A 26,272-nucleotide genomic window follows, 5' to 3' on the forward strand; every position below is an offset into this window, starting at 1 on the left:
TTTAGGGTACAAAGCCCCTTTCGGGATTATAAGTCCTCGCATGTGTGGGCGCGAATAGTCAACTTTTTCTAATTAACTCTAATGATAAATTAGAATCATTGTTCCATGAATTTAAAGCAATGGAAATAAATGAGGCAGATTTGGAAAAACTGCAAGGAGGTACAAATAGTGTTACAGGTGCGACAGCCGTTCAAGGGCCTGCTGCTGCGGATACTTGTAATGGAGATCCTTGCTGCACAGAGACAGCACAAGAGGATTGTTGTACTTATCAAGATACTGGGGATTTACCTTTATCTGATTGTGACCCTGATGGTGAAATAGCAGATTTCTGTGTTTAGAAGTTTTGCTTTAATTTGCAAGCAAATGTCAAATGACATTTGCTTGTCTCAATTTGTCCCAATTAAAATTTAATTTTTTATGAAAGAAAGCTTTTTCTTAGTAATAAGTTTATTGTTATCAACAGCATCCTATTCGCAAAAACGAGGCTTTGCCTATGCAACTTATTTACAAGTAAAGGATAAATATTCGACTTGCTTTGATTCTACTAAAGTGCGGAAATGTGAAAAAGCTGCAGAACATTTATCTTTTATTGGTCTGAATAGAGAATCTTTAGCTACTTACAATATTTGCCATCCCACTACATACAGTATGCCAGAAGAAACAGGACGAAGCATAGAGGATTACAAACCTATTGATGCCGAAAAACACCTGTTACATCTATCAGAGGATAGACAAGTAGTAATGATTAATGAGAATCATTCTAGCCCCCAACATCGTTTGTTTACAGCCAACTTGTTAAAAGGGCTTAAAAAACGAGGGTTCACACATCTGGGGTTGGAAGGGTTAAGAGATGCTAATTTACTAAAGGAAAAAGGCTATCCTACAAAAAGAATGGGGTATTATGTGGCAGATCCTCAATATGCTAATATGATCCGAGAGGCATTAAAATTAGGTTTTACTATTTTTGATTATGATACCTCTCGTGTATCAGTAAAAATAAGAGAATTAACACAAGCAAAGCGCATTGCAAAAGTATTGTCAAAAAATCCTGATGCTAAAATTATTATTCATGCAGGAGGAGGGCATATTCGAGAAGATACTACTTACTATGGTGGTCTAATGGCTTACCAATTTAAAAAATTAACAGGGATAGACCCCTTGACTATAAATCAGACTCGGATGAATGAACAAAGCTCTACGGCATGTGAACATCCATTCTACGCAAGCATAAAAAATTTACCTAGTCCTAGTTTTATGCAACATAGAAAAACGAAGAATTTGTATTCAGACAGTGCTTCAGATCTGATTCTCTTTCATCCCAGAACAAGATATAAAAAAGAACGCCCATCTTGGTTATATAATAATAAACGATACCATAGAAAACGAATCAAGTTAGAAGATAGTTTAGTTTTTCCAATACTAATATTGGTTTTTCCAACTAAAGATAAAGATATATTAACTGTTCCTTCCGATGCTATTGAATTACACAAAAAAAATAGAAAAGCACTCTTGTTCTTTCCTGAAAAGGGAAAATATGATGTAGCTATATTAGAAGGATCAGGAAAAAAAATTATAGAAACGATAGAAATAAAATAATCGCATGATTTTAATAATAACAGTAGTAGATGATTGGTCTACTAATGACATTATTGACTGGCTTGGATATAAAGAACAACAATTTTTTAGATTGAATATAGATGAACGTGAAAAGTATCATTTCGTGGTTCAATTAGAAAACTCAGAACAAGTTGTAACTATTTTTGATGCAAAAACCCAAGAAAAGCTAATCGCTTCTAATGAGGTCACTAAAGTTTGGTTCAGAAGAAGTGCTCGATTTGTTCCAGAAAAATTAGAGCTTGTGAATAATGAATTAGAGCAAGAAATCAGAAAAGCAATGTTCACAGAAATGCATTATTTTATGCGTGCTGTTTATGAGGTATTAGGGTTGGAAAAAGACTGGTTAAATTACTATGAAACAGCTACAAATGATAAAATAAATACTCTAATTCATGCTCGTAATATTGGTTTAAGTGTTCCTGATACTATTTTAACTACCTCCAAAAAAGCTATTGAAACCTTTCACGAGAAACATTCTTATCAAATAATAATAAAAGCTATTTATAATGTAACGCATCTTCCAGTAAATGAAGATGAAGTTTATGTACCATATACAGCTATTCTTACAAAGGAGGATTTAGATGCTTTAGAGCATGCTATATTCCCTTCTTTGTGTCAAGAGTACTTAGATAAGGAATACGAGCTTAGAGTATTTTACATGAATGGTCAATTTTATAGTATGGCTATCTTTTCTCAGCAAGATGAGCAGACTAAAATTGACTTTAGGGTGTATAACTATGCAAAACCAAACCGAAGAGTTCCATACAATCTGCCAATAGATATCGAAAAAAAATGTGAGGTTTTGATGCAAACACTGAATTTAAACAGTGGTTCATTAGATTTTGTAAAAACAAGAGACGGTCGATGGGTGTTTCTAGAAGTTAATCCAGTCGGGCAATTTGGTATGACCTCTTATCCTTGCAACTACCATATCGAACACAAAATAGCTAACTTTTTAAGCTCTAAAGTATGAAAAAACATTTTAAAGAATTGGGAATAAACAAAGGTAAAGCATCCAAAATACCTTTAACTTTAACTTTAGCAACACTTAAACCAAAAGATAAAAATAAAATTAGGATTATTTTTGAAACTCAAGCACATCAGTCTACTAGAGTACCTTTGAAGCCATTTTATAAAAAAATATCTCGTTTTATATAAAGTTACTTCTTAAAGATATTTTAGTGAAGAACGATTATTAACAAACTTAATACTTGGCTAGCTATTTTAGTTGTTTCTTAAATTAAAGCATTCATGCTCTTAACTCATCTAAAACTATGAAAAACTATTTTATGCTATATGCTAATTGCATTATAGTGAAAGGCATCTCAAGGGGAATTATTACAGACTTACAACATTTGAGATATAAGTTGATACCTCTTTTATTAGCTGATATACTTGAAGTTATGTCTAAAGAAGAACTTAGTATAGATGAAGTAAAACAACAGTTTAATAATGAATATAACAAAGGTATTGATCTTTTTTTAGAGAATTTGATTGAAGAAGGGTATGGCATCAAAACAGACGATATTTCCTTCTTTCCAAAATTGCCCTTGGATTATGATTATCCTGCCAAAATTTCAAATGCTATTGTAGATTTAAATAAACTTTCAACTTATCATGTTAAAAACATTGGAGTTGATTTGAATATCCTTGGTGTCAAGGCTGTTGAGATTAGGTTTTTTGATCCAATTTCCCTAGAGAAGATAAATAGCATATTAACCTCCTTTGAGCTTACAGGTATTAGAAGTATAGAATTACTTATTCAGTACAGTACTTTTTGGACTGTTGAAAAAATCCACCAAATATTTATAAATCAACGAAGAGTACAACGTATTATTCTTGCTTCTGCCCCAGAAGATAAAGAGGTACAAAGTGAATTTTTAGATATATTTTGGATAACAAAAGCCGTAAAGTCTTCAAATTGCTGTGGATTAGTAGGATTTAGGTATTTTAATCCTAATATGAAACATTTCACAGAATCCCAACACCATAACACCTGTCTTAATCGAAAAATATCTATCGACACACAAGGGCGTATCAAGAACTGTCCTTCTATGCAACAATCCTTTGGGCATATCAATGACACAACTTTAGAAGAAGTCATACAAAACCCAGCTTTCACGAAAGTATGGAACATCAAAAAAGATGAAATTGAAAAATGCAAGGGCTGCGAGTTTCGGCATATATGCACCGATTGTCGAGCCTATTTAGAAAACCCAGAGGATGTATACGCTGCACCATTAAAATGTGGGTACAATCCTGAAACCTGTGAGTGGGAAGACTGGAGTACCAATCCCCTGAAAGAAAAAGCCATCGAATACTATCAACTTCAATCTACTTTTTAATCCAATCTTATTTCTTCTTCCTCTATGCCCTTAAAATTCCCATTCTACAAACAGTTAGATGCCATGGATTGTGGTCCAACCTGTCTCAAAATGATTGCACAATGGCATGGTAAATCTGTTCCATTGCAGTATCTTCGAGAGCAAAGTTATATTACACGAGAAGGGGTTTCTATGTTGGGTATTACAGAAGCAGCAGAGAATATAGGTTTCAGAACTATTGCCGTTCAGCTCAACTATGCAAAAGAGGGTGATGTACCTGGACTGATGCAATTTCCTCTCCCTTGCATTGCCTACTGGCAACAAAAACACTTTGTTGTTGTCTACAAAATTTCCAAAAAATACGTATGGGTTTCTGATCCCGCAGAAGGGAGACTCAAATTAAAACGATCTTTTTTTGAAAAAGGATGGTGTAATAGAGGAAAAAAAGGCATTGTACTAGGACTCGAAACAACTCCTGCTTTCTATGAAGAAAATGTGGTAGAGCAAGACAGCTCCAAATGGAGGTATCTAATAGGATATATAAAGCCCTATAAGCGACTCATTTTGCAATTTATATTGGGTATGATGGCAGGATTAGTCTTTCAACTCATTTTTCCTTTTCTCACCCAATCTTTGATAGATGTTGGTGTCAACAATCAAAATATAAGCTTTGTCTGGTTGGTACTCATTGCGCAACTTGTTTTGTCTGTGAGCCAAGTTTTTGTGCGATTTATTCAGTCTTGGATTGTGCTTAACATTGGTCGTAGAGTAAACGTCAATTTGATTGCTGATTTTTTGGCCAAAATGATGCGGCTGCCATTGGGCTTTTTTGATGCAAAAAATGTCGGGGATTTGTACCAAAGAATCAGCGATAACCATCGAGTAGAATCTTTCTTAACAGGCTCTATTCTCAATATGTTATTTTCTATTGTTACCGTTGTCGTTTTTTCGGCTATCTTATTGATGTACAACACGCTTATTTTTGCCGTTTTTTTCTTCTTCTCTATCCTCTATTTATTATGGGTGTGGGGATTTTTGAAATGGCGAAAAGAGTTGGATTATATGACCTTTCAGCAAGCATCCGAAAACCAACAGGCTTTGTATGAAATCATCAACGGGGTTCAAGAAATAAAGCTGCAAGGAAGTGAACGCAAACGACGTTGGAAATGGGTCGAAATTCAAGCCAAGCTCTTTAGTGTCCAAACTAAATCCTTAGCATTACGCCAGTACCAAGAATTTGGAGTTTTACTTTTTTCAAGACTCAAAGATATTCTCATATCCTTTATAGCAGCTACAGCGGTTATTAATGGGGAAATGACCTTGGGAATGATGGTTGCGGTACAGTATATTGTGGGGCAACTAAGTGCCCCCTTTCAGCAATTCATAGGCTTTGTCTACGCTGCACAAGATGCCAAAATCAGCTTGGAGCGAATGAGCGAAATTACGTCTGAGAAAGACGAGAATACGCAAGACGTCATTCAAACACAACAACTCCCCAATAGCATTGAGTTGGAACTTCAAGATGTATCTTTTTCCTACAATCCCATTTCATCTGCTGTCTTACAGCATGTTAATTTAAGAATTCCCGCAGGAAAAACAACTGCCATTGTTGGCGCAAGTGGAAGTGGAAAAACAACCTTATTAAAATTACTCCTTGGATTTTACGAGCCACAAAAAGGAAAAATACTGGTTGGAAAAACACCGTTATCATCCGTTGATAAACGCTACTGGAGAAGCTTGTGTGGAACCGTTATGCAAGATGGGTATATTTTTTCTGATACGATTGCTCATAATATTGCAGAGAGCGACACCACTATTGATTATCAAAAGCTCGATCACGCTATAGAAGTAGCGAACATTAGTGATCTGATAGACTCGCTCCCTTTAGGGTATAACACGATGATTGGCTCGAAAGGAAGCGGTATATCACAAGGGCAAAAACAACGAATTCTTATCGCTAGAGCGGTGTACAAAAATCCTGATGTGCTTTTTTTAGACGAAGCAACCAATTCGCTCGATGCTACCAATGAACGCAAAATTGTAGAGAATCTTGATAGGTTTCTTGAATCAAAAACAGTTATTGTAGTTGCTCATCGACTGAGTACGGTTATGAATGCGGACCAAATTGTGGTTTTAGATAACGGACAGATCGTAGAACAAGGTACTCATAAATCATTGCTCCAAGAACAAGGGAAATATTATAGGTTAGTTCAAAATCAACTCGATGTAGAACAAGTTGGAACAAACAAAGAATAAATATGCCAGAAAACACTCCATCATCTGAATTTACATTAGTAGAACAAGCCATGGGAAATCCCCCAGGATGGCTTACCTATTGGGGCATTACTGTAATTTTTATTTTTCTAAGCGTTACTTTAGGGATTACAGCGATAATCCGTTATCCAGATGTACTCCAAGCAGAAGCAATAACCTATATAGACCGCCCACCTATTGATGTATTTCCACAAAAAAATGGAATCATACAGACCTTATTCGTAGGTAATAATGACACAGTTGAGTATGACAGTCCTCTTCTTGTTTTAGAATCTACGACTGATTGGAAAGCTGTCTTGGCATTAGACAGTCTCTTACAGCAAAAAACACGCTCTATTGTCAATGAAGATTTACGTTCTAAGGAATTAGGTGAACTTAATACGTTGTACCAAGAATTGGCTCTTTTAGACACACAAATAAAGGATGCCAAGAGAAGTGACATAACAACGAAACAAGTTGTAGGGGTTCGCAATGAGATCAAGCAAAATAAGGTTCTTAATGCTTCCTTATTAAAACAAAAAGAAGTTTTTGAAAAAGAATTAAGCAATGTCAAGAAAGACTTGGAACGCTCTAAACAATTACTCCAAGATGGAGTTATGAGCCAACAGGAATTTGAGAAAAAAGAGAATACGTATTTGCAGAGTGAACGAGAACTTCATCGAATGGAATCATCTATTATTTCTAACAGGATAAAGGTGCAGCAGCTTGAACTTCAAATTCCAGAATCGAACAAGCAAAGACACGATCTTTTCTTTCGCTTAGAAACGGAATTTGCAAAAAAGAAAGAAGCTCTAAAAACAACAATCGAACAATGGAAAACGCAATATATCCTTCATGCTCCATCATCAGGAACCGTTGTTCTTAGTAGCAACTTTCAAGCAGGAAGTTCAATCAAAACGACTGAATCAGTTGTAACCATAATGCCCCTTATCTCGCAAAAAAAGTCATTCCTCAAAGCCAAAATGAATGCCAATGGTATTGGGAAGATAGCCATTGGGCAAAAGGCAACAGTTTATTTTAGTAACTATCCTTCGGCAGAATATGGAACATTGTCTGCAACGGTTTCTAAAATTGCTCCAATTCCTACTGAAAACCAGTATGAGATTCTTTTAGATCTTCCGCAAGATTGGGTTACCAATTATGGAATTAAAATTCCTAAGCAGCAAAAAATGAGTGTGACAGTTGCTGTACAAACGAAGGAATATACTTTATTGGAGCGTGTTTTTGCTGGATTGTTGGAGGTAATTGAAAGATGATACTTAATTGTGCCAATCAGAACCTAGCATGACAAATATAAAGTAACCATTTTTTTTCTTAGTACATCTAATAGTGTTTGACCATTCAAAGATCCATGGGGTCTGTGGCAGTTGTAAAAAATCTCCCACTCTTTAAACATTTTCCTAATGCCAATATCACCTACATAATCAATTAGTTGATAGAATTCCGTCTTATCAGTAAGATTAGATCGTTCAACTTTTCCGTTGAGATGTCTGAAAAGTAAAAATCAGGCAGCCTCATTTATTTTTGCACAAAAAGCAAGATGCATTATTGTAATTTAGATATGTAGTTGGATTTTAGCTGAAAAAAGCTTATTTCTTCTTTATGAAGCCGTTTTTACTCTATTATCTCCCTTTTTAGCCTCATTTTGCCCTAAAACCGACTCAATTGAGCAGACTCCGTCCACTGGAGCTACAAGTTTACTCCCCATTCGGGCTATATTCATACTTAATGCTAAGCATGAATTGAGGAACTTCCCTCAAAAAGTAATAAAATTGCGATAAAAAAAAATTGCCACTTCCCCATATTCAGCTATATTGATAATTAGTAGTTTCTCTCTTCTTAAGAAACTGATTAAATTTTATATTTACAAATAAATATTATTACTAAAACCCTAACAATCAGTTACAAAATGCCTTATTTTTAAATTCCATACAACAAATGGTTAAACTTGAGAGTGAGCACACACGTTTCTCTATTCTATATAGTTTTTGGCAAGCTGTTCAATAAATGGGAGTAATTTAGGATGAATTTTCTCTTTTACTTCATCAAATATAAACCATCTAGCTTCTGCAATTTCAGGAAAGCGCTTTCTTACTCCTGAGCCTTTGGGGTATTCCATTTCAAATAATGAACTAGAGATTAATTGTGGATTCACATCTCTTTCACAATAAAATGCACAAACTAACTTTCCTTTTCTGAGTTTTATTTTTCCCAATGGGTAAATATCTTGATTTATAACAATTCCCGTTTCCTCCTTAAATTCTCGTTTCGCAGCTTCTTCTTCAGACTCATTTTCATTTTTTTCTCCTTTAGGGAAGGTCCAAATGTTATTTTGATGCTCCTTATAGAATGGTCCACCTGGGCGAACCAGAAAGAATTCAACTTTATGGTTCTTTTTTCGATAAAGTATAATACCTGAGCTTAATTTCATTTAATCTAAATAGTTAATCGATCAATATGGGGGCTGTTTGTCTCATAATATTTAATCTATTATCAAGTTCTGGAAATGTGTTTTTAAGTTGCTCAAATGAGTTCTTTGAAACTCCTATAAAGTACCAAGTTTTGCCTTTATCATAAGAAATCCCAACTAATGAACTAATTGTATACATCTTTTGAAGATCAACTTTAATCGTTTGTTTCTGTTCAAGGACACATTGGTAATTATACTCATTAACCAATAAAGTTTTAGGAAATGAAAGTTTTGTTTCTATAATCTCCAATGGTAAATCTTTAGTCATCTCGTATTTAAAGTTTTCCCTAGAACCGTATAACTCTATGATTTTAGGATGTATAAAATCCATAAAAGTATCAATATCTTTTGCTTGAAAAGCATCAATCATAGTTTGACTATCTTCTAATACTTTCTTTAGAACAAAAACCGTATCTACTTGACAATTAGATACTTTACTAACAAAAAACACAAGGATAAATAGTAGATATTTAGGCATTATTCAAAGTTTAAATCTTTATTCATCTTCAGATAACATTTGCACAAAATTTTTATATTTTTCCGTAGCAAAATAATTAGTTTGCTTGGTCTCTTTTTCGTATTTCTATGCTTTTCTTGTTTATAATTTAGCATCAATAGAAAAGCCATATTTTATTAGATCTTCAAAACCTAAATCGAAACTTTGATCATGATTAAGATGTTTAGCAACAAGCTTTAGACTGTTAATTTCATTTTCAAGCTCCATTATCCTTTTGCACATTTGGTTTATTTCTTCTACTTCTTCAACTGAAATATGTTCTTTACCAAATAGCCTACTAGGAGATCCATGTCTATGCCCACCATAGTTGTATTGAGTATTTCGTAAAATATATGATCTAATTTTTTCAGGTTGCTGCAAGAATTTTTCAAGTTCTATATTTCTTGCGTCAAGTCTTTCTTGAAGAGAAGTTAGTCTAGACGATATCGCTTTTTTAATATCCATTCCAGATTTTTTAAAGATAAGTTCTCTAGCCATTTTTTTTGTTTTAATTACATGAATTTATTGATCAAATTTAAATTTTCTAATTATTCTTTTCTCCCAACCTCTCGTAGTATCAGGTTTAGAATTTTCTAATTCATTTTCAATACTCCAGAGTATTTCTTTGGTATGTTTTAAATTAAGCATTTCTCCCCAAGCAATAATTTCTTCATTTGGTATTTCACATTCCCACCAAAACAAAATATCAAGAATAAAAATTCCTTCCCACGCATATCTTGGTGCATCGTTTCTCCAATCTTTATTAGGAGCTTCTATATCATAGGTAAAGAATCCTTTTCTAATTTTATCATAAGCATAAATTTGGTAAAAGTTCATGTCACATAAAATCGGTATAAAGATATTCATGTGACAAGCCTCTTGATTTTTTTTATCCATATCATATAGCTCAAATGGAAATCTAAAGTATTTTGACAACGGACTTTCTTTAGCAATGTCTGATTCTATAAATAATTCTAAAATCATTTTAGGAAGTCTTAACTCTTTTAAAAAGATGAGTGTATCCTTTTTAGTTGTTTTTTTATCTTTTTTAAACCAATCTAGCATGGGAATTTTTGTTTTTTTTATTGCGAGTATGAGCTGTTGTTTTAATCCCACTTCAAGCTATACCTTTAAATCCACAGAATATGAAAGGCTCAAAATCAAATCAGGCAAGCCAAAATACAAATTAAGTATTCTGATTGATCAGAGGAATTAAAACACTTAAAAAATTGGATAATAGTAGAGAGTCTGTTTAAAGTAAATAAAATCTGAGTATAAGATGAAGATATAAATCTTAATCGCTGTAGTCTTTTATTTTTATTGAGGTAAAGTGAATTTTATTGGTAAAACATAATAGCACCTTATTCTCACTCCTTTATCTTTTCCAGGGCTCCAAAGGGGCATTTTATCAATTATCTTTAAAACAGCTAGGTTGCAATTTTCATCTAATCCTTTTATGATTTCAGGATTTGAACATTTTCCATCTTTTTCCACAACAAATCGGACATAAACAACCCCTTCTACTTTATTGTTTATACTTTCCTGCGGATATAATAAGTTTTCACGGATAAACTGTAACATTTTTTCTTCTCCTCCAATAAAATTAGGTTTTATACCAACCTCTTCATATGAAAATATTTTTACAGGAGATTTGTTTACAACTTTTTCCTCTTTTTGAAGTTCACTTGGAGCGATATATTTATAAAGGTAAAGAGCTTCATGCCCATTTATCATACTCTTGCTATTTAGTTCTAAAGAGCCATTTGCCTTAATTTTCCCTGAATATTTTACTTTGCCATATTTATTTTTTGAGTAAAAGGAAATATATTCATTTTTGATTTTATACTTACCCTTAGAAACATGCTCACTTTCTATTAATAACCAGTTTTTTACTTTCTGAGGTGTTCCTATAGATGTTGCACTTACAACATCTCTATTTTTATAAAATTTTAAGTATTTTTTCTCCTTCGACAAGCTTGTTGAATCAACAACTGCCATATATAGACCTTCAAAATATAACCTTTGAGAAAAGGTATTTAAATTAAAGAATAGTATAATGGAAAAAATAAGCATTTTATTTTTCATAAGTTCATGGTTTATACTACTTTATCTTTTAAGGTTCAAATTCATTTTAAACTACAGTCATTGGTCACTTTGCCTATCTTAGGGGCTATGTATAATGAAGATAAGTAATCTCAAGAGCAAAATTTACAATTTTGCTCATATTTTGTTTTAAACTGCCAGCAAAATTATAGGCTTTTCGGAGTCTTACCCAATCTAAGAATTGAGCTTTCACCTCATAGTTAACATGGTCATATACATAAGAAATTTTCCTTTCTATCTATAACCAAAACTCATCAGTTTTTGCATTGATTTCTTTAACTCTCTTTTTAATAAACTCTAAGTCCCTTTTAGTCCTGATATAATATTCAGGATAATATAAAAACCACTTGTTTTTAAGTTCTATTATTTGAGGAATTTCAAAGAAATAATCTTGTCTATTAAACTTCATTTTGACAGTGACATCCGCCCATTTTCCAACAATAAATCTATTAAAGCCACCATAATTTTTTATTCGTACTTCCTCTATCGTGATAGTATCAATTGTGGCATTTTTTATTTGGAAGCCTTTATCTCTTTCCATTATTTCTGTAATATATTCCGATCTGATTAAAAAGTTATTCATTCTCCTTTCAAATCTTGATTCGAGGAGTTTCATAAACTTAGCTTGATCTTTAATGTCAGGTCTATATTCAAAGTTTTGAGAAAAAAGATATTTTTGAGCTTCGAGAGGAATGATTGCATTCAGATATTTGGCTGTATCCCTATTTTGTAAAAACTCAACAACTTGTTTTGCAACTTCTTCAGGAGAGTCAAACCCTATTGAATCTGCTTTAAAATCATATACATTTTGAACGGCAGGAGCTTTAGACTTAGTTGTAGCCTCGGACAACGTTTTAGCTTCTTTTTTTATGTTTTCTTTATTCGTACATCCCACAGTTAAGGTTACTAAATTTAGAAAAAAGAATAAAATTATGAGATAGCTAATTTTTGTCATTAAATGGGTGGATTTTGATAATTGGTAGTCAATTTAGTTTTATAGCTAATCGGCTATTTTGTTACAGATAACGATTAAGTGTATATGCAAAGGCAACTATCACTAATGCTTTTTCGCCTTTTGCATATACACTATTTTTTACAGTCATTTCTTCCTTACTATTAAAAAGGAACAACCGAACGAATTATTTTATATGTTGAATAATATTTTCCAATAAAATCTAGAGTTTATTTTTTAATAGCTTTTTAGTGGCAATAGTTCCATTGTTGCTTGTTATTTGTACAAAGTACATTCCTATTTTCAATGCAGAAATATCAATTTTGCTATTGGTGCTTTTTAGCACTTCTTTTCCTTGCACATCGACCACTTTTACCGATTGTAGGTTATCCATCTCAATCATTACAATATTACTTGCAGGATTGGGGTAAAGAGAAATATTCTCAGAAGACTCAATATCCTCAATACCTACAACATTACAATTTGAGCTCCAATTTGCAGTAGCATCTTTAAGCCAACCATTACCTTGATACCACGGTACAGGTGTATAACCAGCATCATGTTGAATACAAGTTAAACTTGGATTATTAAACGCAGACATACTCATTAAGTTGGTATTGTTTCCGTTAGAAACATTTAAACTGGTTAACTGATTATTATTACAATTTAATACTTCTAGAGCTGTGTTTGTTGAAATATCTAAATGAGTTAACCCATTATTTTGACACCATATCTGTGTTAAAGCTGTATTAGTCGAAATGTTTAAACTCGTTAACTGATTATGTCCACATTGTAGGTAATCTAAAACGGTATGCACTGTAACATCTATACTAGTTAACTGGTTATCATCACATATTAATCTTGTTAAAGCAGTATTTGCTGAAACATCTAAATTAGTCAACTGATTTACAGAACAATTTAATCCTGTTAAAGCAGTAAAAGCTTCAATTCCTGTAAGGTCGCTGATACCTTTATTTTGCGCATAAATCCATCCTGTGTAAGCTTGTGCTTCATTTTGACAAATTTCACCATCACCATCTGTATCTATTATGCCAATGTTTGTTCCAACAATATTTGTTCCGTGCTCCAATAAGGCATTTTTAAAGTTAGCATCTGGTATGTTTACAATTGCACAAGTACCTCCGCTGTTTTTTTCGTTATATAATGCTGCTATTTGTGTTAGGGTAATCGGAGCTTTGTAAAAACGGAAATTATCTATTTTCAAATCTTGAGCAATGCCTGTTCCCATAACTTGTGAAGGAATATAAATATTTAACCCTCCAAAAACCCAAACGTTACTTAAAGAAACCTGTGCTTGATCATCAATAATTTCTGCGTTATCAAGATAAGTACGTAAATAATATTTTTGTCCTCCAGGCCAATAAACAAGTTTTACTGCTATATGATGCCAATTATTGTCTAAATAACCTAAAAAACTGTTAAATGATCCCAGACTAGTTAAACCACTAGCATTTTGTGTAACATTTAATTGTTGGCCATTATTTGCTACCTCAACGGTTAAGCCTATATTACTGTTATTTTGGTCTTTTAACTCTAACAGCTTAAATGGTGTGGTATTAGCACTAGCATTTGCTTTGAACCAAAAACTTACTACATATTCCTTTACATTACTAGAAAAAGCAATATTTCCTACATTGCTCAATACTTCTCCATTTGGAGACACAGCGTCATTTCCGTCTATTCCTTGAACATAATTAACACTATTTGTTGATGTTAAAGCTCCAGCATTATAGGAACTTCCGCTCGTTTCTAAAAGGTTGTTATCAAACAGGTACTCTACGACTAAATCTTGCGTAGGTATTTGTTGTGCTTGCACATTCATTCCTAAAAATGAAAGAATCATTGCTAATAAAAAAAATGTAATTTTTGCCATATTGCATAATTTTTTAATTAAAAAAAAGTTTTCGCAAAGGTCTATGAAATAAGCTTCTCAATCAACTACCCATTTGGGTAGTTTTTACACTTTTTTTAAGGCAAATCACAAAATTATAGTAGGCAGTAGTGTTTTTCTATTGATTCCAAGTTTTTTAAAAATGTTCTTAGTGTGGTAGTGTACGGTATTATTACTAATATATAATCGTTTAGCAATTTCGTTTCGTGTGTAGCCTTTTTGTAGAAGTAAAGCAACTTCTCGTTCCTGTTTCGTGAGAGTTTCTTGGGGAATATGGTCTGTTTTTTTAACAACAGCTAAATAACGCGTAGGTTCTTCTATTAAAAGAACATAGACACCATTAAAACAAACGGTATTTTGGTTAAAATCTTTATTTTTTAGTTGAAAAAAATAGGGCGTATTTTTATTTTTCTTAAAAAAAGCACGAGTTTTTGGGATATGATTAAATAACGAAGAATCCATTGTTGTTACAAATGAAAGTAAGTCAAAATCTGTTAATCGGTTGCACGATGTTCCCATAAAATTGGTGAGCATATTATCACTCACTAAAGTTGCACTAAGAAAATCGTCTTCAACTATCGCAACCATATACGATGATTGGTTAATAATTTTTAATGTTTCATCAGAATCTATTTGTTCGGGAACAATTAACCCTTTTTGTTTCATCTCCCCAACAATACTTTGCGCCACTCTATCTAAATCCCTGTCAATTAATTTATTATGCATTCTTCCACCTTGAAATGATACAATAAACTACAAAGATAATAAAATCTTTAACTAATCTTGAGTCCATATTTTTTGAGGTACCTTTGTCCGCATAACAAAAAACGACTCAGGTATATTCTGTGGCGCAAACCATGCACATCTAAATATAGCTATTCCCTACACAAAATTCATTCCCCCTCCAACCACCGTCTAAATTCAGGGGTTCTAGCACCACTTGTATAAAGCTCGATGCCCTTGGGTAAAAGGATTTGCATCTTGTTTTTGAAGTGAGGTTCAATCTTTAAAATATATTCAATGTTAACGATTTCGCTTCTATTGATTCGGAAAAATAACTGAGGGTCTAGCAAGTTTTCTAATACGGATATTTTATAGTTTACAATATGTTTTTCTCCATTAACATCTACAAGAATGCAAAAATCTCCTGAAGCTTGAAAGTAATAGGCCTCTGATACCTTCTTAATGATAATCCCGTTTTTCTTTTTTATGCTAAATCTTTGTTTGTAGCTTTTGTTATTATGCTGAAACATTTTTTCAATTAAATGGATGGTGTCTTTATTGGTTTGGACAGTATTCTTTTGTTCAAAAAAATGTTCATATTTCTGCATTGCATTATTAAATGCTTCTTGAGAATAGGGCTTGATAAGGTATGCGATACCATTTGTTTCAAAAGCATTCTCCATATATTTGTTGTAGGCAGTACAAAAGATGATTGGACAATTTATTTTTAATTGTTGAAATAACTGAAAACAGTTTCCGTCTAATAATTGTATATCAGAAAGTAATAAATCGCATTGAGCGAATAATTCTTTGCCTTTTAGGGCATCTTCCACAGAGTCAAACCATTCCAAAACCTGAGCATCTGCCCTATGCTCCAAAAGATATTTTGAAAGTTTATTAAAAGCAGGTTTTTCATCTTCAATTATTATAACGTTCATACTTATGGTCGTTTATTTTTAGAATAAGAGGTAATGTTATGGTATAATTTTCATCAACTTCTACGATTAGAGGAAGATTACAAAGTATTTGGTAACGAGATTGTAAATTACTTAAACCAACACCAAAAGATACAACAAGTTCTTCTTTAGATCTTATGTTATTACTGATGACCATCTGCTCATCTTCCACAATAATTTTCGTGATAATAGGCTTGCCTCTCGAAGCATTATTATGTTTTACTATGTTTTCAAAAACTGTTTGAATAGCACAAGGCGGAATGAGCCTTTCTTCCTTTTTTGTTCTTTTATTTATAATATTAAATTGATAATTTTCTCCAAACCGCTCTTTTATAAGATAAATATAATCATTGGCAAAATTCATTTCCTCCTCTAAGTTGACGGTATCTTCATCTTGCGTTCTAATCAAATATTGATAAAGCTTAGCAAGCCTTTGTATATAAGGTTTGGCTTTTCCGACATCTGTTTCAATAAAAGCATCTAAGGTGTTGAGGTTGTTGAACAAGAAATGAGGGTCGATTTGTTTTTTGAGGGCTTTTAACTCATAAGTCTTTTGCAAATTTTCGATTTTAAGCATCTGAATCTGAGATCCAACTCCTTTTTTTAACATAATAATTCCCAACAGTATACTACTCAGTAGTAAAATAATAATAGATACATTTATAAAATCTCCTAAGGTAACACCTTCTTCGTCTGGCGTCACTTCAATAAAGTAATAATATACAAGCCCCTGAAAAGCCAATAGAAAAACGGTAAATAAAATCGTTTTTAAGATAAGAAGTAAATAATGCTTGCGAGTATTAAGTTGCTTTAACCACCTAAACACTATAAAATATACAACTAAAACAGCATTCCCTACAAACACCATAACCGTATACAAACCATATATCCATTTTTCTCCCATGTCTTCGCTAGATAAAATTAGCAAAAGCGAAAAAATCCAGAAAAACAAAATGAATATTAACTTATCTCCTTTTTGTAATTTGTACAATCGTAAATTTTCCTCTGCCATAATTTATTCTGGTTGGGTTAGAAAATCAATACGGCAACACTATAAGTGTTGCCGGTCAATTCAAAGCAGGTGTTATTAATTAAATGTTGTCTCTTATGATAGTAGTAGTTCGTTGATTAGCTGCGCTGCTACTATGTGATTGATGATCGGTTATAACCAAATATTTCCTATCTCTTCTGCTATCTCATACAAATCAGAATTAGAGGAGTTATCTAAAACGACAATACTTGTTCCATTTTTAGTGTTTCGACTGTAATAAGTACGTGCTCCCAGCCAACCTCCATTGTGCCAAGCACCATCGTCTGTTACAACCCATCCGAACCCATAGTCCGATGATTTTCCATTATTCAATTGTGGCTTTTTAAATGCTTCTGCCAAATTAGAGCTGCTTAATAAATCATTTTCATACCAGAATTTATCCCAAATTAAAAAATCGTTTATACTACTAAATACGGCTCCATCACCTGCAACACCATCCACAAAATCAGGCAGTACTTCTTTATAAACACCACCTTCAATCTTAAATCCGCCACATTTGTTTGTAAAATCTGTCTCTGCAGAGAGCAAATTCCAAACTCTCGTATTTTCCATTCCCAATGGCTCAAATAACTCCTCCTTCATATAATCCTCAAAACTTTTACCAGAGACAATTTCAACCAATCTTGCCAGAAGGATATAATTTGTATTCGAGTATTCAAACTTTTCAAAAGGTTCTTTTTTCGCTGAACGGTTTTCATTTATGATCAGCTCGGTGGCTTTCTGATTGGTAAGCACATTAATATTATCTTTATTCTCAAGCGCAAGCTCAATATAGATGTCAGGAATACCTGAACATTGATTTAATAAGCTACGAATGGTGACCTTTTCATAAGGGAAATTTTCAATATATTCGGACACTAAGTCGTCATAAGATATGCTTCCTTTCTCTTTTAATAGCATAATACCAGCCGCAGTAAATTGTTTGGATACCGAAGCAAGCCGAAATGAAGAATTGGCTGTTAGTTGTTCATTTTTTTCGTGACTGGTAAAACCATACCCTTTGGCAAGCATCGATTGCCCATCTCTTATAAGTAATACGGAACCATTGAATTTTTGGTCTTTTTGTAGTTTACTAAGCCATGAATCAACCAATTCAATCTTTTCTTGTTCTGATGCACCATTTGGAATTTCTAAATCAAACTCATCTCTGCAACTAGATAGTACCAATAAAATAACGAAAATTCCCCAAAATAAACTTTGTGTTTTAATCATGTTGTATAATTTATATTTTGAATGTATATAAAATAAGACAAACTTAGGATTACTATCCCTCAAGAATATTTTTACAAAAGAAAAAAACATCTCACCTACTTAACGCCTCCATTTACCTAATTTTGTTTTAGACAAAGGTAGAAGTGATTTACTTTTTAGTAAACCGACTTTTGTCGAATGCGGGTTATTCCCTGTTTAATTAAGAAGTTTTCAAGTTTAATGAATCAACACCTTAGCAGCTAAATCTGTAGCAAAAGTATGCCGAGCTACATAGTATATGTCGTACTTTTTACATTTTTTCTCTGAACCAATTACTTGCTTGTGCTATAGACTCATTTACTTCAACATCTTGGTCGTAATAATTAAATTGGTGAAAAGGCGATTCCAATTCAGTATTCATCCAATATAATTTTTTGTCAGCTTTGGCAATGTCATTAAAAAACTTCTTGGTGTAGCTTGGTAATACTATACATAGCACCAGCACATGCACCCAACGCTCCAATTTTATTGCTATTAACTTCATTTAAAGATGCTAAATAATTATGCATTAGCTCTATCGGCAGAGAATGAGTTTTAGACAGTTCATAAACTCCCCCTATGGCGATATATTGCTGTGTTACCTACTGTCTTTTATTTATTTTAAATTCAAAATCACAACATACTCAAATGTTTCGTTTAATGAATAAATTTGAATACTTAAAGAAAACACTTTTTACATCTTAAAACATGATATGTTATGGTTTTGCTTAAATTACAATTTTTAATAGCATTTTTTTTCTGTGCAAATTTACTTTTTGCGCAAACTATCCATTATTACGGGTGGGATTCGTTGTATCATCATTATCCTAGCGATATTATTGAAACTCAAAACGGAGATTTTTTTATTGTCGGGAATGTTAATTTAACAGCTCCAATCGTTGAGAATTATACATTAAAAAAATATTTAGTTCGTATTGATTTCAATGGAGATACAGTATGGACTAGCTATCATGACCATAGTCATTATGGAAGGTGTAATGTAATTGAGAGTGCTAATAATGATTTTTTGACATTAGGGAACATTGGACAAAATTACACGTGTGGGTTTATAGGTCAATCTATCCCATTTCACGATTATTGTACCTATAGATATTCCTCAAGTGGCTCAATACTTAATACTAACGTGATGACTGATAATTGTGAAAACTCCATTGATAATTATCTAAAAAATGATGAAGGAGGTATCACAACAGTACAAGGTTCTAGAAATCCAATAACAATAGGATCAATGTATGATTATACCATAAAAGAGTTATTGCCTAATGGACAGCTATTAACAATTCCATTCCCTCCTGGGCTTTCAACTCCAGGTAGAATTGAAAAAAATATTAATGGTTATTGGTTACTTCAACATGATTCTTTGCATCGATTGGATTTAGGAGGAAATATTGTATGGCAAACAGCAAATACTTATCCAGTGTATATTAACGATTTTTGCAAGGTGAATGAAGATAGTTTTATAATAGTTGCCTCCAATCCTTATGCTCCTGGAGTTGGTACTACTACAGTAATGAAGACAGATAGTTTTGGAACACCAGACTGGACAAGAACTTTTCCTATGAAAGGAATCGATGTTTTGCATCACTCTTCAGGAAACTATGTTATAACAGGAACTTTTAGTGATGATTTGAAGGTGATTGTTGTGAGTCCTAATGGAGATTCTTTGTGGAGTCGAACACATACTTTAACAAAACCAGCAGCAGCAACAAAAAGTATAGAAGCAAGTGATGGTCGAATTGTTACTTTGGCTCAGGCAAAACCTCCTTATACAATTTATAATGTTCCTAGTCAATATGTGGTAGTTTTTGATTCTTTAGATTTGGCACTGACTTCCGTTTCTATAATAGATAACATTAAGAGTAAACGAGTAGATTTTTATCCTAATCCTACTTATGAAGTATTAAACGTGCAAATGAAAGATTTTAATCCTTCAATGAATTATACGCTTGAAATTTATAATTCAATAGGTCAGCTTGTTTCTAATTATACTGTTAATAAAAGACTCTCTATATTTAATTTATCAAGTCTAAGTTCAGGGATTTATTTTTTAAAGATAAATTCTAATAAGGGTTTAATTTCTCAAGAGAAATTAGTTTTGAATAAATAAGATGGACAGCTTTGGGCGGGTGTTATTAATTATCATAATATGCACTTTTTCATTGCAGGTAACGGCTCTTTCATATGCATATGCTGTTCTGAGAACCTAGCATTTAACAGTAAGAGCCCCGTTCTTAAGCTAAACCTACGATTTTTGCTCGCAAATTTTTAAGCCGAATAAGAAAAATCATAGGTTTGGCGTTTTTACACTGAGCTGAAGTCTATCTCATATTTAGGAGCATTTTCCGCTCATTAATAATTTATTAGATATTTTTCTTCTTCTGACCTTTTAGATGTTGGTTTCTAAAAAACATCTTCTGCACCATCCTGCAACTGTTTCTTCCAAATCCGAATTTGGGTTGGAGCCAACTCATACTTTTGCATCAACTAGGACAAGATAAAAGTCTCCCAACAACAGAGCAACTTGTTTTCTATGTTCCTACCACCTTATCCCAAACATCATCCACCAACTTACTAGGCAGATCGAAATAAATCATCATTACTTCAATGTTAGAATGCTACAACAATACAAAAGGTCGCCTAACACCAGACAACCTTCTATATCAGTAAGAGAGCTTAGACCAACCATTCAAGCCGTAGTAGCTCGTCCCAATTACTTGACCTTAAGCACTAACAATAGGCTTACCTTGACATTGACCATTCAAATAAAAGGATGATTGTTGTCCAGTTTGGTCTTAGATAACAATTCATAGATAATTGGTTGCGCGCAATTGTGTTTATAAGAGAGTTATAGGGCATTCCAAAATAGGAGAAGGTCTATGATAAAATAAATTGTAGGTCATTTAAATTAAGGGAATTTCCTTCCTCATTAACAATTGTCATTTTAACAGGAGCACCACTTTTGTCTACTATTTTGAGGAATGGTTCATTTTTGTCTACCAAGTTTGAGTTGCCCCAAATTAAAATAGCACTCATTATTTTGATTAAATCTCCTCCCTTTTCTGTCAAGAAATATTCATTTCGAGCTCGTTTGTTGTTTTCTTGGTATTCTTTTTTCGCGATTAAACCTGCATTTTCCAACATTTTTAATTTGCTAGTCAAAACTGATTTAGAAATTTTCAGATTGTCTTGAAATTCGCTGAATTTGGAGTTGCCTAGAAAAAGCTCTCTAACTATTAACAACACCCATCTTTCACCTAATAAGTTAGCAGTTAATTGAATTGGACAATTCAATCTATTCGTCTCAGTTTTTTGAAATTTTTTCATTTTTTTACTATCTGGGTTCTTTTTTAGAACTTATGTACATATATTTGAGTTCTAAAATAAAACTATTTATTAATTGGTTACGAAAATAATAGAATGAATACAAATAATTTAATAAAAAGAGTGGCTATTATAGGGCATAGTAGAACTCCGTTTAGTAAGGCTAACACATATTTGAAAAGCTATTCAGCAAACGAACTCTTGACCACTACCCTTCAATCCATAAGCAACAAGTATGCTTTAAAAGATAAAATATTAGGTGAAGTTGTTGGAGGGGCTGTTATAAAACACAGCTCGCAAGGAAATTTAGTACGAGAATCTTTACTAAAAACTGACATTCATCCTTTAACACCAGCATTTGATATTCAAAAAGCATGTGCAACTTCTGCGGAAGCAGCTATAATTATTGCAAATAAAATAGCATTAGGTCAAATAGAAAATGGCATAGCATGCGGTACAGATAGTGCAAGTGATTCTCCAATAGTATTAAATGAATTATTCAGAAAAGAATTTCTAAATCAACATTTGAGTCTTTCTGATTTTACAAAAGAAAATCTGAGAAATTTAGAATTGATGCTCCCTGAAATCCCGAACAATAATGAGCCAGAAACTGGTCTTTCAATGGGTGAACATGCTGAGATAATGGCTAAATATTATAAAATAACGCGTGAAGAACAAGACCATTTTGCATTTAACAGTCACAAAAAGCTAACAAGGGCATATCAAAGTGGATTTATTGAAGATATGATTGAACCCATCGGGCAAATTAAGGAAGACTCAATACTAAGAAAGAACCCTTCTTTAAATAAAATGAGATCCTTAAGCCCGGCTTTTGATTTGAACTCTGGAAGCCTTACTGCAGCTAATTCAACTCCTTTCTCGGATGGAGCTGCGGGTATCTTTCTAGCCTCAGAAGAATGGGCAAAAAAACATAATTATCCAATTCTAGCTTTTTTAAGTTTTGCCGCTACAGCTGGAATTGAATATATCAACAATAAACAAAACCTACTACTAGCACCAATACTTGCGATTCAAAAAGCATTAAAACAGAGTAATAGAAATTTGGATTCATTTTCCTTTATTGAAATTCATGAAGCATTTGCTGCTCAGGCATTAACAACTATTAAAATATTGAACAATAAAGGTTTAGGTGATCCATTTTGGAGCAAGCAAAATTTAGACTCCATAAAAGGGGAAATTGATTTTTCTAAATTAAATATGGTTGGCAGCAGTTTAGCTACCGGTCACCCATTTGCAGCAACAGGCGCAAGAATAATTGCAACCCTCTCAAAACTTTTGAATCAGGAAGGTAAAGGTTCTGGGCTAGTCTCAATTTGTGCGGCAAGAGGAAATGGTCTTGCACTAATATTAGATAAATAATTAAATTAAAATTCGAAAAAATGAATGAAATCCTAAAAAGCGAAATTAAATTCGCAATTATTAAAAATGAAACGATAGCATATCGTACCTTTGGAAATGGACAACCGCTAATACTTTTCAATCGATTTCGAGGGACAATTAACGATTGGGATCCTGCCTTTATAACAAGGCTTGCAAAAAAAAATAAAGTTATCGTCTTTGATAATCTTGGTGTTGGAAACTCTTCTGGTACAAGTCCAAATTCAATAGAAGGCATGGCTGAAATAGCGTATGAATTTATTATCTTCTTAGGATATGATAAAGTGAACTTACTCGGTTGGAGCATGGGAGGTCTCGTAGTCCAAGCTTTTGTTTTGAATTATCCCAAAATTGTTCAAAAGGTGGTTTTAGTAGGTACTGGATTAGGCGCTAGTGAACACACTGAATATCCTACAGAACGCTTTTTGAATGTGGCCACTAAAGTTTACAATATGAAACCTGAACATCATCAAACTGTGTTTTTTACAGATGATCAAAAAGGTTTACATGCTACTAAAGAATCACTATCCCGTATTGATAACTACTTGACTAAAGTTAAGCCAACACAACCAGAAACTTGGATTGCTCAGGGAACAGCCACTAAAAATTACTTTTCTAGTGAAAAAAATTACTTTGAAAAAATAAAATCGATTTCCCAACCAGTTCTAGTTGCTGGAGCAAAGGAAGATATAGCTTTTTCAAGTAAAAATTCTTTTCTACTGTATAAACAAATACCTAATAGCCAATTAATTCTGTATTCAAATGCTGCTCATGCTTTTCATCATCAACTACCAGATGAATTTGGCGGGCAAGTTGAAAGGTTTTTATGTCGTCAAGAAAAAACAACATAGAACATTGTATAAAAAGAATAGCGGTTTGGGATTATTTCCGAACCGTTTTTATGTTGAATTAAGTATCTTACTAACCTAAAAATAAGAGCGTTTATATCCGCTACTGTTTTTATACTAACCATAGGATACCACTAATTTTCTAGTGTTGTTGCACTAAACACTAGAAATACAGTTGGTAAAATAGCCTCTGTGTAATTTCAACAAATTTGTGTTTGAACCTTAGCATATTGCAAAACAAAAGGTTGCCCTCTATTACCAAAGGCAACCTCTATATCAGTAAGAGAGCATAGACTAACCATTCACGTCGTGGTAGTTAGACCTCAATATTTGACCATAAGAAGTAACAATAGGATCACTTTGACATTGGCCATTCAAATAAAAGCCATCTTTATATTTGCATTCCCATTCTCAACAAGCTTCAATAGCATTGCTCCAATGCATGTTTCTGAGCTTGATTTTGCACAACCTTAGCTTCTTTACCCTCCTTTTCCAAGGCATATCCCCCCTTTATAAGATTTCACCACGAGCTGGATATTCAGAAGATATAATATAATCTACTGCTTTTATAAATGTTGGAAGATATGGTCGTCCCCATGGATTGCTATTAATTCCTACATAATACACGTGCTTTTTATTATCAATTAAAAATAAACCTGGTTCACTAAATACTTCTGGTTCGCCCTGTTTTACCCCTTGACTTAGATAAAGCCCCCAGTTCTTTGCCATCTCTTCGCTCAAATTATATCCCAAATGAAGATTAAATATTTCCCAGTTTTGCCTTGAAAAGGAGGCTCTTTTTTTAGTGTCCATACTTACTGCTACTACCTCAACTCCTCTACTTTCAAACTCAGGTAAAAGACTCTCTAATGTTTCTAAATATTTCTTGCACAATGGGCAATGTAGCCCCCTGTAAAAAACTATCAATGTAAAATTCTCACTCTTCTGCTCTTCTAAACTCCATTTCTCTCCATCAATTAAAGGAAAATTTAATCTTGGGGCTTTTTGTTTCGGTGTTGGTCGCATCATCCTATTTTTTAAAAGAATTTTCTAAATGAGAATCAAAACGTTTAAAATCGTTTTCAATTGCTGGGTTTTTCATTACATCATAAGCCATAAATGTTGGAAGTGGTTCTAAACCAAACCATTTAAAATTTAGATGCATTGGTTGAAGTAAATCGTCCTCACTCATTCCTCCAAAAAAAGACTCTTCTGGGTTGTTAAATGCCTCTTTCGGAGCATTAGCAGTAACAGAAATCATATATTTTCCTTCCAACTTCCCCCCCATTCCATAATTCTTTTTTGGAGCAGCTTTACTTCTCCCATCTCCCTCTGACATTTCGCCCATCATCCCCATTGAAAAAACTTCATCGATATACTTTTTAAAAGACCAACTTACTCCCATCCAGTTTAATGGAGTCTGGAAAAATACTAAATCAGCCCACTTAAATTTATCAATCTCCTCAGTAACATTATAACTATCTTCCATTCTCGTTATTTGTACCTCACAATCCATTTCCTTAAAAAAAAGCTCCGCCCTCTCTGTCAAACTTGCATTCAATTTACCTTCTGAAAAAGGATATTTTTGATGTCCATTGATAATAAATACATTTTTCATTTTAAAGATTTTTCTAGTTCTATTATAAAATCATTACATTTATTTCATAAAGGAACTAATAATAGTTTACTTTAGAAACTATTGTTTAAAAACTCTACCTAAGAAGTGGTAACCTAAAAGTAACTTATGGCACGAAAATATATTGACAACCCCAATTTGTGTACTCTTGTACATACAATGAATATCATTGGAAATAAATGGAAGCCCATTATTATATATTTACTATCTAATGGTCCTCTACGATTTGGGAAATTGTATGCATTAGTTCCTACTATTTCTAAAAAAGTTCTTACAAGTCAACTAAAAGAGTTAGAGGCTGATGGATTAATTAATCGAAAATCATTTGCAGAGATACCTCCTCGTGTTGAATATTCATTATCTAAAAAAGCAAAAGGCTTATTACCTGCTCTAAAGATGTTGAGCGCTTGGACAGAATTAAGTTATCCAGATATAAACTTTGAAAAATGTAGAATAATAGAAATATAAAAGCGTATAAATGTGCATGTTTTTATGCCACGTTGTGGGAATAACCTTAGAAGAATAAACGCATGTATTACAATGCAAAACCTTAGGTTTTGCTCAGAGAACAACTATATTTATATTTCCATGACTTCTGTCACGGAGTATACACGGGTTCTTAAAAACAAAACAAGTCACCCAACAACAGAGCAACTTATTTTGTTACAACCTACCAATCCCTCATCCCAAGCATCATTGACCAACTTATTCGATAAGTCCAAATCAAACAAGTCGTTTTTAATGCCCCAATTGATGTATTTTCTACCCTGCTTGTGATGTGTAAAAACAGTATATCTGTAATCACCTAAAATAGAGTTTGATGTTATTCTAGTATTTGTGCAACCTAAAAAGACTGATAGTACTGTAAAAAGTAGGGTATCGTTTAGTAAAGTTTTCATAAATATCAAGGAAGATCTTTTTTATGTTGCATTTTCGGCAA

At 33.0% G+C, this 26,272-nt stretch carries 27 protein-coding genes and 1 pseudogene; 11 read left to right on the forward strand and 17 right to left on the reverse strand.

Annotation, left to right across the window (positions count from 1 at the left end):
* Positions 1-119: 119 nt before the first annotated feature.
* From CG11_RS27080 to CG11_RS27110, 7 genes are all read left to right on the forward strand, one after another.
* Positions 120-338, forward strand: coding sequence for a hypothetical protein (locus CG11_RS27080; RefSeq protein WP_052600040.1), 219 nt, complete (start codon positions 120-122; stop codon positions 336-338).
* Between the two features lie 79 nt (positions 339-417).
* The gene (locus tag CG11_RS27085) at positions 418-1,596 is read left to right on the forward strand and encodes a hypothetical protein (protein WP_052600041.1); all 1,179 of its coding nucleotides are present in this window, start codon (positions 418-420) and stop codon (positions 1,594-1,596) included.
* 4 nt (positions 1,597-1,600) lie between these two features.
* Complete coding sequence (gene gwsG, locus CG11_RS27090; protein ID WP_052600042.1) at positions 1,601-2,590, forward strand: grasp-with-spasm system ATP-grasp peptide maturase; 990 nt, start codon at positions 1,601-1,603, stop codon at positions 2,588-2,590.
* Positions 2,587-2,775: a hypothetical protein gene (locus tag CG11_RS27095; protein WP_052600043.1), complete on the forward strand. Its 189-nt coding sequence runs from the start codon at positions 2,587-2,589 to the stop codon at positions 2,773-2,775. The genes gwsG and CG11_RS27095 overlap by 4 nt, the downstream gene beginning before the upstream one ends.
* Positions 2,776-2,891: 116 nt before the next feature.
* On the forward strand, positions 2,892-3,962 hold the full coding sequence (gene gwsS, locus CG11_RS27100; RefSeq protein ID WP_052600044.1) for a grasp-with-spasm system SPASM domain peptide maturase: 1,071 nt from the start codon (positions 2,892-2,894) through the stop codon (positions 3,960-3,962).
* Between the two features lie 24 nt (positions 3,963-3,986).
* A complete protein-coding gene (locus tag CG11_RS27105; RefSeq protein WP_052600045.1) occupies positions 3,987-6,197 on the forward strand; it encodes a peptidase domain-containing ABC transporter in 2,211 nt (736 codons plus the stop codon).
* 2 nt (positions 6,198-6,199) lie between these two features.
* On the forward strand, positions 6,200-7,471 hold the full coding sequence (locus tag CG11_RS27110) for an HlyD family secretion protein (RefSeq protein ID WP_052600046.1): 1,272 nt from the start codon (positions 6,200-6,202) through the stop codon (positions 7,469-7,471).
* A gap of 23 nt (positions 7,472-7,494) precedes the next feature.
* On the opposite strand, the pseudogene CG11_RS31095 reads toward CG11_RS27110, so the two are convergent.
* The 13 genes and pseudogenes from CG11_RS31095 to CG11_RS30275 form a co-directional block, all read right to left on the reverse strand.
* Positions 7,495-7,689 (reverse strand): annotated as a pseudogene (locus tag CG11_RS31095) (integrase core domain-containing protein); the annotation flags it as partial.
* A 498-nt stretch (positions 7,690-8,187) separates the two neighbouring features.
* Positions 8,188-8,646 (reverse strand): NUDIX domain-containing protein, encoded by a 459-nt coding sequence (locus CG11_RS27115; protein ID WP_052600047.1) that lies wholly within the window; start codon positions 8,644-8,646, stop codon positions 8,188-8,190.
* Between the two features lie 13 nt (positions 8,647-8,659).
* Positions 8,660-9,163, reverse strand: a complete 504-nt coding sequence (locus CG11_RS27120; RefSeq protein ID WP_052600048.1) for a hypothetical protein — start codon at positions 9,161-9,163, stop codon at positions 8,660-8,662.
* Between the two features lie 120 nt (positions 9,164-9,283).
* A complete protein-coding gene (locus CG11_RS27125; RefSeq protein WP_052600049.1) occupies positions 9,284-9,679 on the reverse strand; it encodes a hypothetical protein in 396 nt (131 codons plus the stop codon).
* 24 nt (positions 9,680-9,703) lie between these two features.
* Positions 9,704-10,246 carry a hypothetical protein gene (locus CG11_RS27130; protein ID WP_156039939.1) on the reverse strand — a complete coding sequence of 181 codons (543 nt, stop codon included), beginning with the start codon at positions 10,244-10,246 and terminating at the stop codon, positions 9,704-9,706.
* Positions 10,247-10,498: 252 nt separating this feature from the next.
* Complete coding sequence (locus CG11_RS27135; protein ID WP_052600051.1) at positions 10,499-11,266, reverse strand: energy transducer TonB; 768 nt, start codon at positions 11,264-11,266, stop codon at positions 10,499-10,501.
* A 256-nt stretch (positions 11,267-11,522) separates the two neighbouring features.
* The gene (locus tag CG11_RS27140; protein WP_052600052.1) at positions 11,523-12,239 is read right to left on the reverse strand and encodes a hypothetical protein; all 717 of its coding nucleotides are present in this window, start codon (positions 12,237-12,239) and stop codon (positions 11,523-11,525) included.
* A gap of 220 nt (positions 12,240-12,459) precedes the next feature.
* Positions 12,460-14,130 (reverse strand): T9SS type A sorting domain-containing protein, encoded by a 1,671-nt coding sequence (locus CG11_RS27145; RefSeq protein WP_052600053.1) that lies wholly within the window; start codon positions 14,128-14,130, stop codon positions 12,460-12,462.
* Between the two features lie 105 nt (positions 14,131-14,235).
* Complete coding sequence (locus CG11_RS27150; protein WP_052600054.1) at positions 14,236-14,874, reverse strand: helix-turn-helix transcriptional regulator; 639 nt, start codon at positions 14,872-14,874, stop codon at positions 14,236-14,238.
* A gap of 167 nt (positions 14,875-15,041) precedes the next feature.
* Positions 15,042-15,809: a LytTR family DNA-binding domain-containing protein gene (locus tag CG11_RS27155; protein ID WP_052600055.1), complete on the reverse strand. Its 768-nt coding sequence runs from the start codon at positions 15,807-15,809 to the stop codon at positions 15,042-15,044.
* Entirely contained in the window at positions 15,790-16,839 is a 1,050-nt protein-coding gene (locus CG11_RS27160) for a sensor histidine kinase (RefSeq protein WP_052600056.1), read from the reverse strand. The genes CG11_RS27155 and CG11_RS27160 overlap by 20 nt, the downstream gene beginning before the upstream one ends.
* A 150-nt stretch (positions 16,840-16,989) precedes the next feature.
* Complete coding sequence (locus CG11_RS27165; RefSeq protein ID WP_052600057.1) at positions 16,990-18,090, reverse strand: serine hydrolase; 1,101 nt, start codon at positions 18,088-18,090, stop codon at positions 16,990-16,992.
* 289 nt (positions 18,091-18,379) lie between these two features.
* Positions 18,380-18,613: a hypothetical protein gene (locus tag CG11_RS30275; protein WP_156039940.1), complete on the reverse strand. Its 234-nt coding sequence runs from the start codon at positions 18,611-18,613 to the stop codon at positions 18,380-18,382.
* A gap of 213 nt (positions 18,614-18,826) precedes the next feature.
* Between CG11_RS30275 and CG11_RS27170 the strand changes: the two genes are divergently transcribed.
* Entirely contained in the window at positions 18,827-20,236 is a 1,410-nt protein-coding gene (locus tag CG11_RS27170; RefSeq protein ID WP_052600058.1) for a T9SS type A sorting domain-containing protein, read from the forward strand.
* Positions 20,237-21,003: 767 nt separating this feature from the next.
* Here the strand turns inward: CG11_RS27170 and CG11_RS27175 are convergent.
* Positions 21,004-21,453, reverse strand: a complete 450-nt coding sequence (locus CG11_RS27175; protein WP_052600059.1) for a helix-turn-helix domain-containing protein — start codon at positions 21,451-21,453, stop codon at positions 21,004-21,006.
* 93 nt (positions 21,454-21,546) lie between these two features.
* On the opposite strand from CG11_RS27175, the gene CG11_RS27180 reads away from it, so the two are divergent.
* Positions 21,547-22,830, forward strand: a complete 1,284-nt coding sequence (locus CG11_RS27180; RefSeq protein ID WP_052600060.1) for an acetyl-CoA C-acyltransferase — start codon at positions 21,547-21,549, stop codon at positions 22,828-22,830.
* Between the two features lie 20 nt (positions 22,831-22,850).
* Positions 22,851-23,699, forward strand: a complete 849-nt coding sequence (locus tag CG11_RS27185) for an alpha/beta fold hydrolase (RefSeq protein ID WP_052600061.1) — start codon at positions 22,851-22,853, stop codon at positions 23,697-23,699.
* 507 nt (positions 23,700-24,206) lie between these two features.
* On the opposite strand, the gene CG11_RS27190 is transcribed toward CG11_RS27185, so the two are convergent.
* Entirely contained in the window at positions 24,207-24,725 is a 519-nt protein-coding gene (locus tag CG11_RS27190; RefSeq protein ID WP_052600062.1) for a redoxin domain-containing protein, read from the reverse strand.
* A gap of 1 nt (position 24,726) precedes the next feature.
* Entirely contained in the window at positions 24,727-25,314 is a 588-nt protein-coding gene (locus CG11_RS27195) for an NAD(P)H-dependent oxidoreductase (protein WP_052600063.1), read from the reverse strand.
* A 126-nt stretch (positions 25,315-25,440) separates the two neighbouring features.
* Here CG11_RS27195 and CG11_RS27200 point away from each other — a divergent pair, with 126 nt between their 5' ends.
* Positions 25,441-25,800: a helix-turn-helix domain-containing protein gene (locus CG11_RS27200; RefSeq protein WP_052600064.1), complete on the forward strand. Its 360-nt coding sequence runs from the start codon at positions 25,441-25,443 to the stop codon at positions 25,798-25,800.
* Positions 25,801-25,967: 167 nt separating this feature from the next.
* Here the strand turns inward: CG11_RS27200 and CG11_RS27205 are convergent, their stop codons facing one another.
* Positions 25,968-26,231 carry a hypothetical protein gene (locus CG11_RS27205; RefSeq protein WP_052600065.1) on the reverse strand — a complete coding sequence of 88 codons (264 nt, stop codon included), beginning with the start codon at positions 26,229-26,231 and terminating at the stop codon, positions 25,968-25,970.
* Between the last annotated feature and the right edge of the window lie 41 nt (positions 26,232-26,272).

This window comes from Aureispira sp. CCB-QB1 (assembly GCF_000724545.1).
Classification (GTDB): domain Bacteria; phylum Bacteroidota; class Bacteroidia; order Chitinophagales; family Saprospiraceae; genus Aureispira.

Coding starts and splice junctions, on each gene's coding strand:
- CG11_RS27080 (WP_052600040.1), top strand. CDS start 120: ATGGAAATAAATGAGGCAGATTTGGAAAAACTGCAAGGAGGTACAAAT.
- CG11_RS27085 (WP_052600041.1), top strand. CDS start 418: ATGAAAGAAAGCTTTTTCTTAGTAATAAGTTTATTGTTATCAACAGCA.
- gwsG (WP_052600042.1), top strand. CDS start 1,601: ATGATTTTAATAATAACAGTAGTAGATGATTGGTCTACTAATGACATT.
- CG11_RS27095 (WP_052600043.1), top strand. CDS start 2,587: ATGAAAAAACATTTTAAAGAATTGGGAATAAACAAAGGTAAAGCATCC.
- gwsS (WP_052600044.1), top strand. CDS start 2,892: ATGAAAAACTATTTTATGCTATATGCTAATTGCATTATAGTGAAAGGC.
- CG11_RS27105 (WP_052600045.1), top strand. CDS start 3,987: ATGCCCTTAAAATTCCCATTCTACAAACAGTTAGATGCCATGGATTGT.
- CG11_RS27110 (WP_052600046.1), top strand. CDS start 6,200: ATGCCAGAAAACACTCCATCATCTGAATTTACATTAGTAGAACAAGCC.
- CG11_RS27115 (WP_052600047.1), bottom strand. CDS start 8,646: ATGAAATTAAGCTCAGGTATTATACTTTATCGAAAAAAGAACCATAAA.
- CG11_RS27120 (WP_052600048.1), bottom strand. CDS start 9,163: ATGCCTAAATATCTACTATTTATCCTTGTGTTTTTTGTTAGTAAAGTA.
- CG11_RS27125 (WP_052600049.1), bottom strand. CDS start 9,679: ATGGCTAGAGAACTTATCTTTAAAAAATCTGGAATGGATATTAAAAAA.
- CG11_RS27130 (WP_156039939.1), bottom strand. CDS start 10,246: ATGCTAGATTGGTTTAAAAAAGATAAAAAAACAACTAAAAAGGATACA.
- CG11_RS27135 (WP_052600051.1), bottom strand. CDS start 11,266: ATGAAAAATAAAATGCTTATTTTTTCCATTATACTATTCTTTAATTTA.
- CG11_RS27140 (WP_052600052.1), bottom strand. CDS start 12,239: ATGACAAAAATTAGCTATCTCATAATTTTATTCTTTTTTCTAAATTTA.
- CG11_RS27145 (WP_052600053.1), bottom strand. CDS start 14,130: ATGGCAAAAATTACATTTTTTTTATTAGCAATGATTCTTTCATTTTTA.
- CG11_RS27150 (WP_052600054.1), bottom strand. CDS start 14,874: ATGCATAATAAATTAATTGACAGGGATTTAGATAGAGTGGCGCAAAGT.
- CG11_RS27155 (WP_052600055.1), bottom strand. CDS start 15,809: ATGAACGTTATAATAATTGAAGATGAAAAACCTGCTTTTAATAAACTT.
- CG11_RS27160 (WP_052600056.1), bottom strand. CDS start 16,839: ATGGCAGAGGAAAATTTACGATTGTACAAATTACAAAAAGGAGATAAG.
- CG11_RS27165 (WP_052600057.1), bottom strand. CDS start 18,090: ATGATTAAAACACAAAGTTTATTTTGGGGAATTTTCGTTATTTTATTG.
- CG11_RS30275 (WP_156039940.1), bottom strand. CDS start 18,613: ATGAAGTTAATAGCAATAAAATTGGAGCGTTGGGTGCATGTGCTGGTG.
- CG11_RS27170 (WP_052600058.1), top strand. CDS start 18,827: ATGGTTTTGCTTAAATTACAATTTTTAATAGCATTTTTTTTCTGTGCA.
- CG11_RS27175 (WP_052600059.1), bottom strand. CDS start 21,453: ATGAAAAAATTTCAAAAAACTGAGACGAATAGATTGAATTGTCCAATT.
- CG11_RS27180 (WP_052600060.1), top strand. CDS start 21,547: ATGAATACAAATAATTTAATAAAAAGAGTGGCTATTATAGGGCATAGT.
- CG11_RS27185 (WP_052600061.1), top strand. CDS start 22,851: ATGAATGAAATCCTAAAAAGCGAAATTAAATTCGCAATTATTAAAAAT.
- CG11_RS27190 (WP_052600062.1), bottom strand. CDS start 24,725: ATGATGCGACCAACACCGAAACAAAAAGCCCCAAGATTAAATTTTCCT.
- CG11_RS27195 (WP_052600063.1), bottom strand. CDS start 25,314: ATGAAAAATGTATTTATTATCAATGGACATCAAAAATATCCTTTTTCA.
- CG11_RS27200 (WP_052600064.1), top strand. CDS start 25,441: ATGGCACGAAAATATATTGACAACCCCAATTTGTGTACTCTTGTACAT.
- CG11_RS27205 (WP_052600065.1), bottom strand. CDS start 26,231: ATGAAAACTTTACTAAACGATACCCTACTTTTTACAGTACTATCAGTC.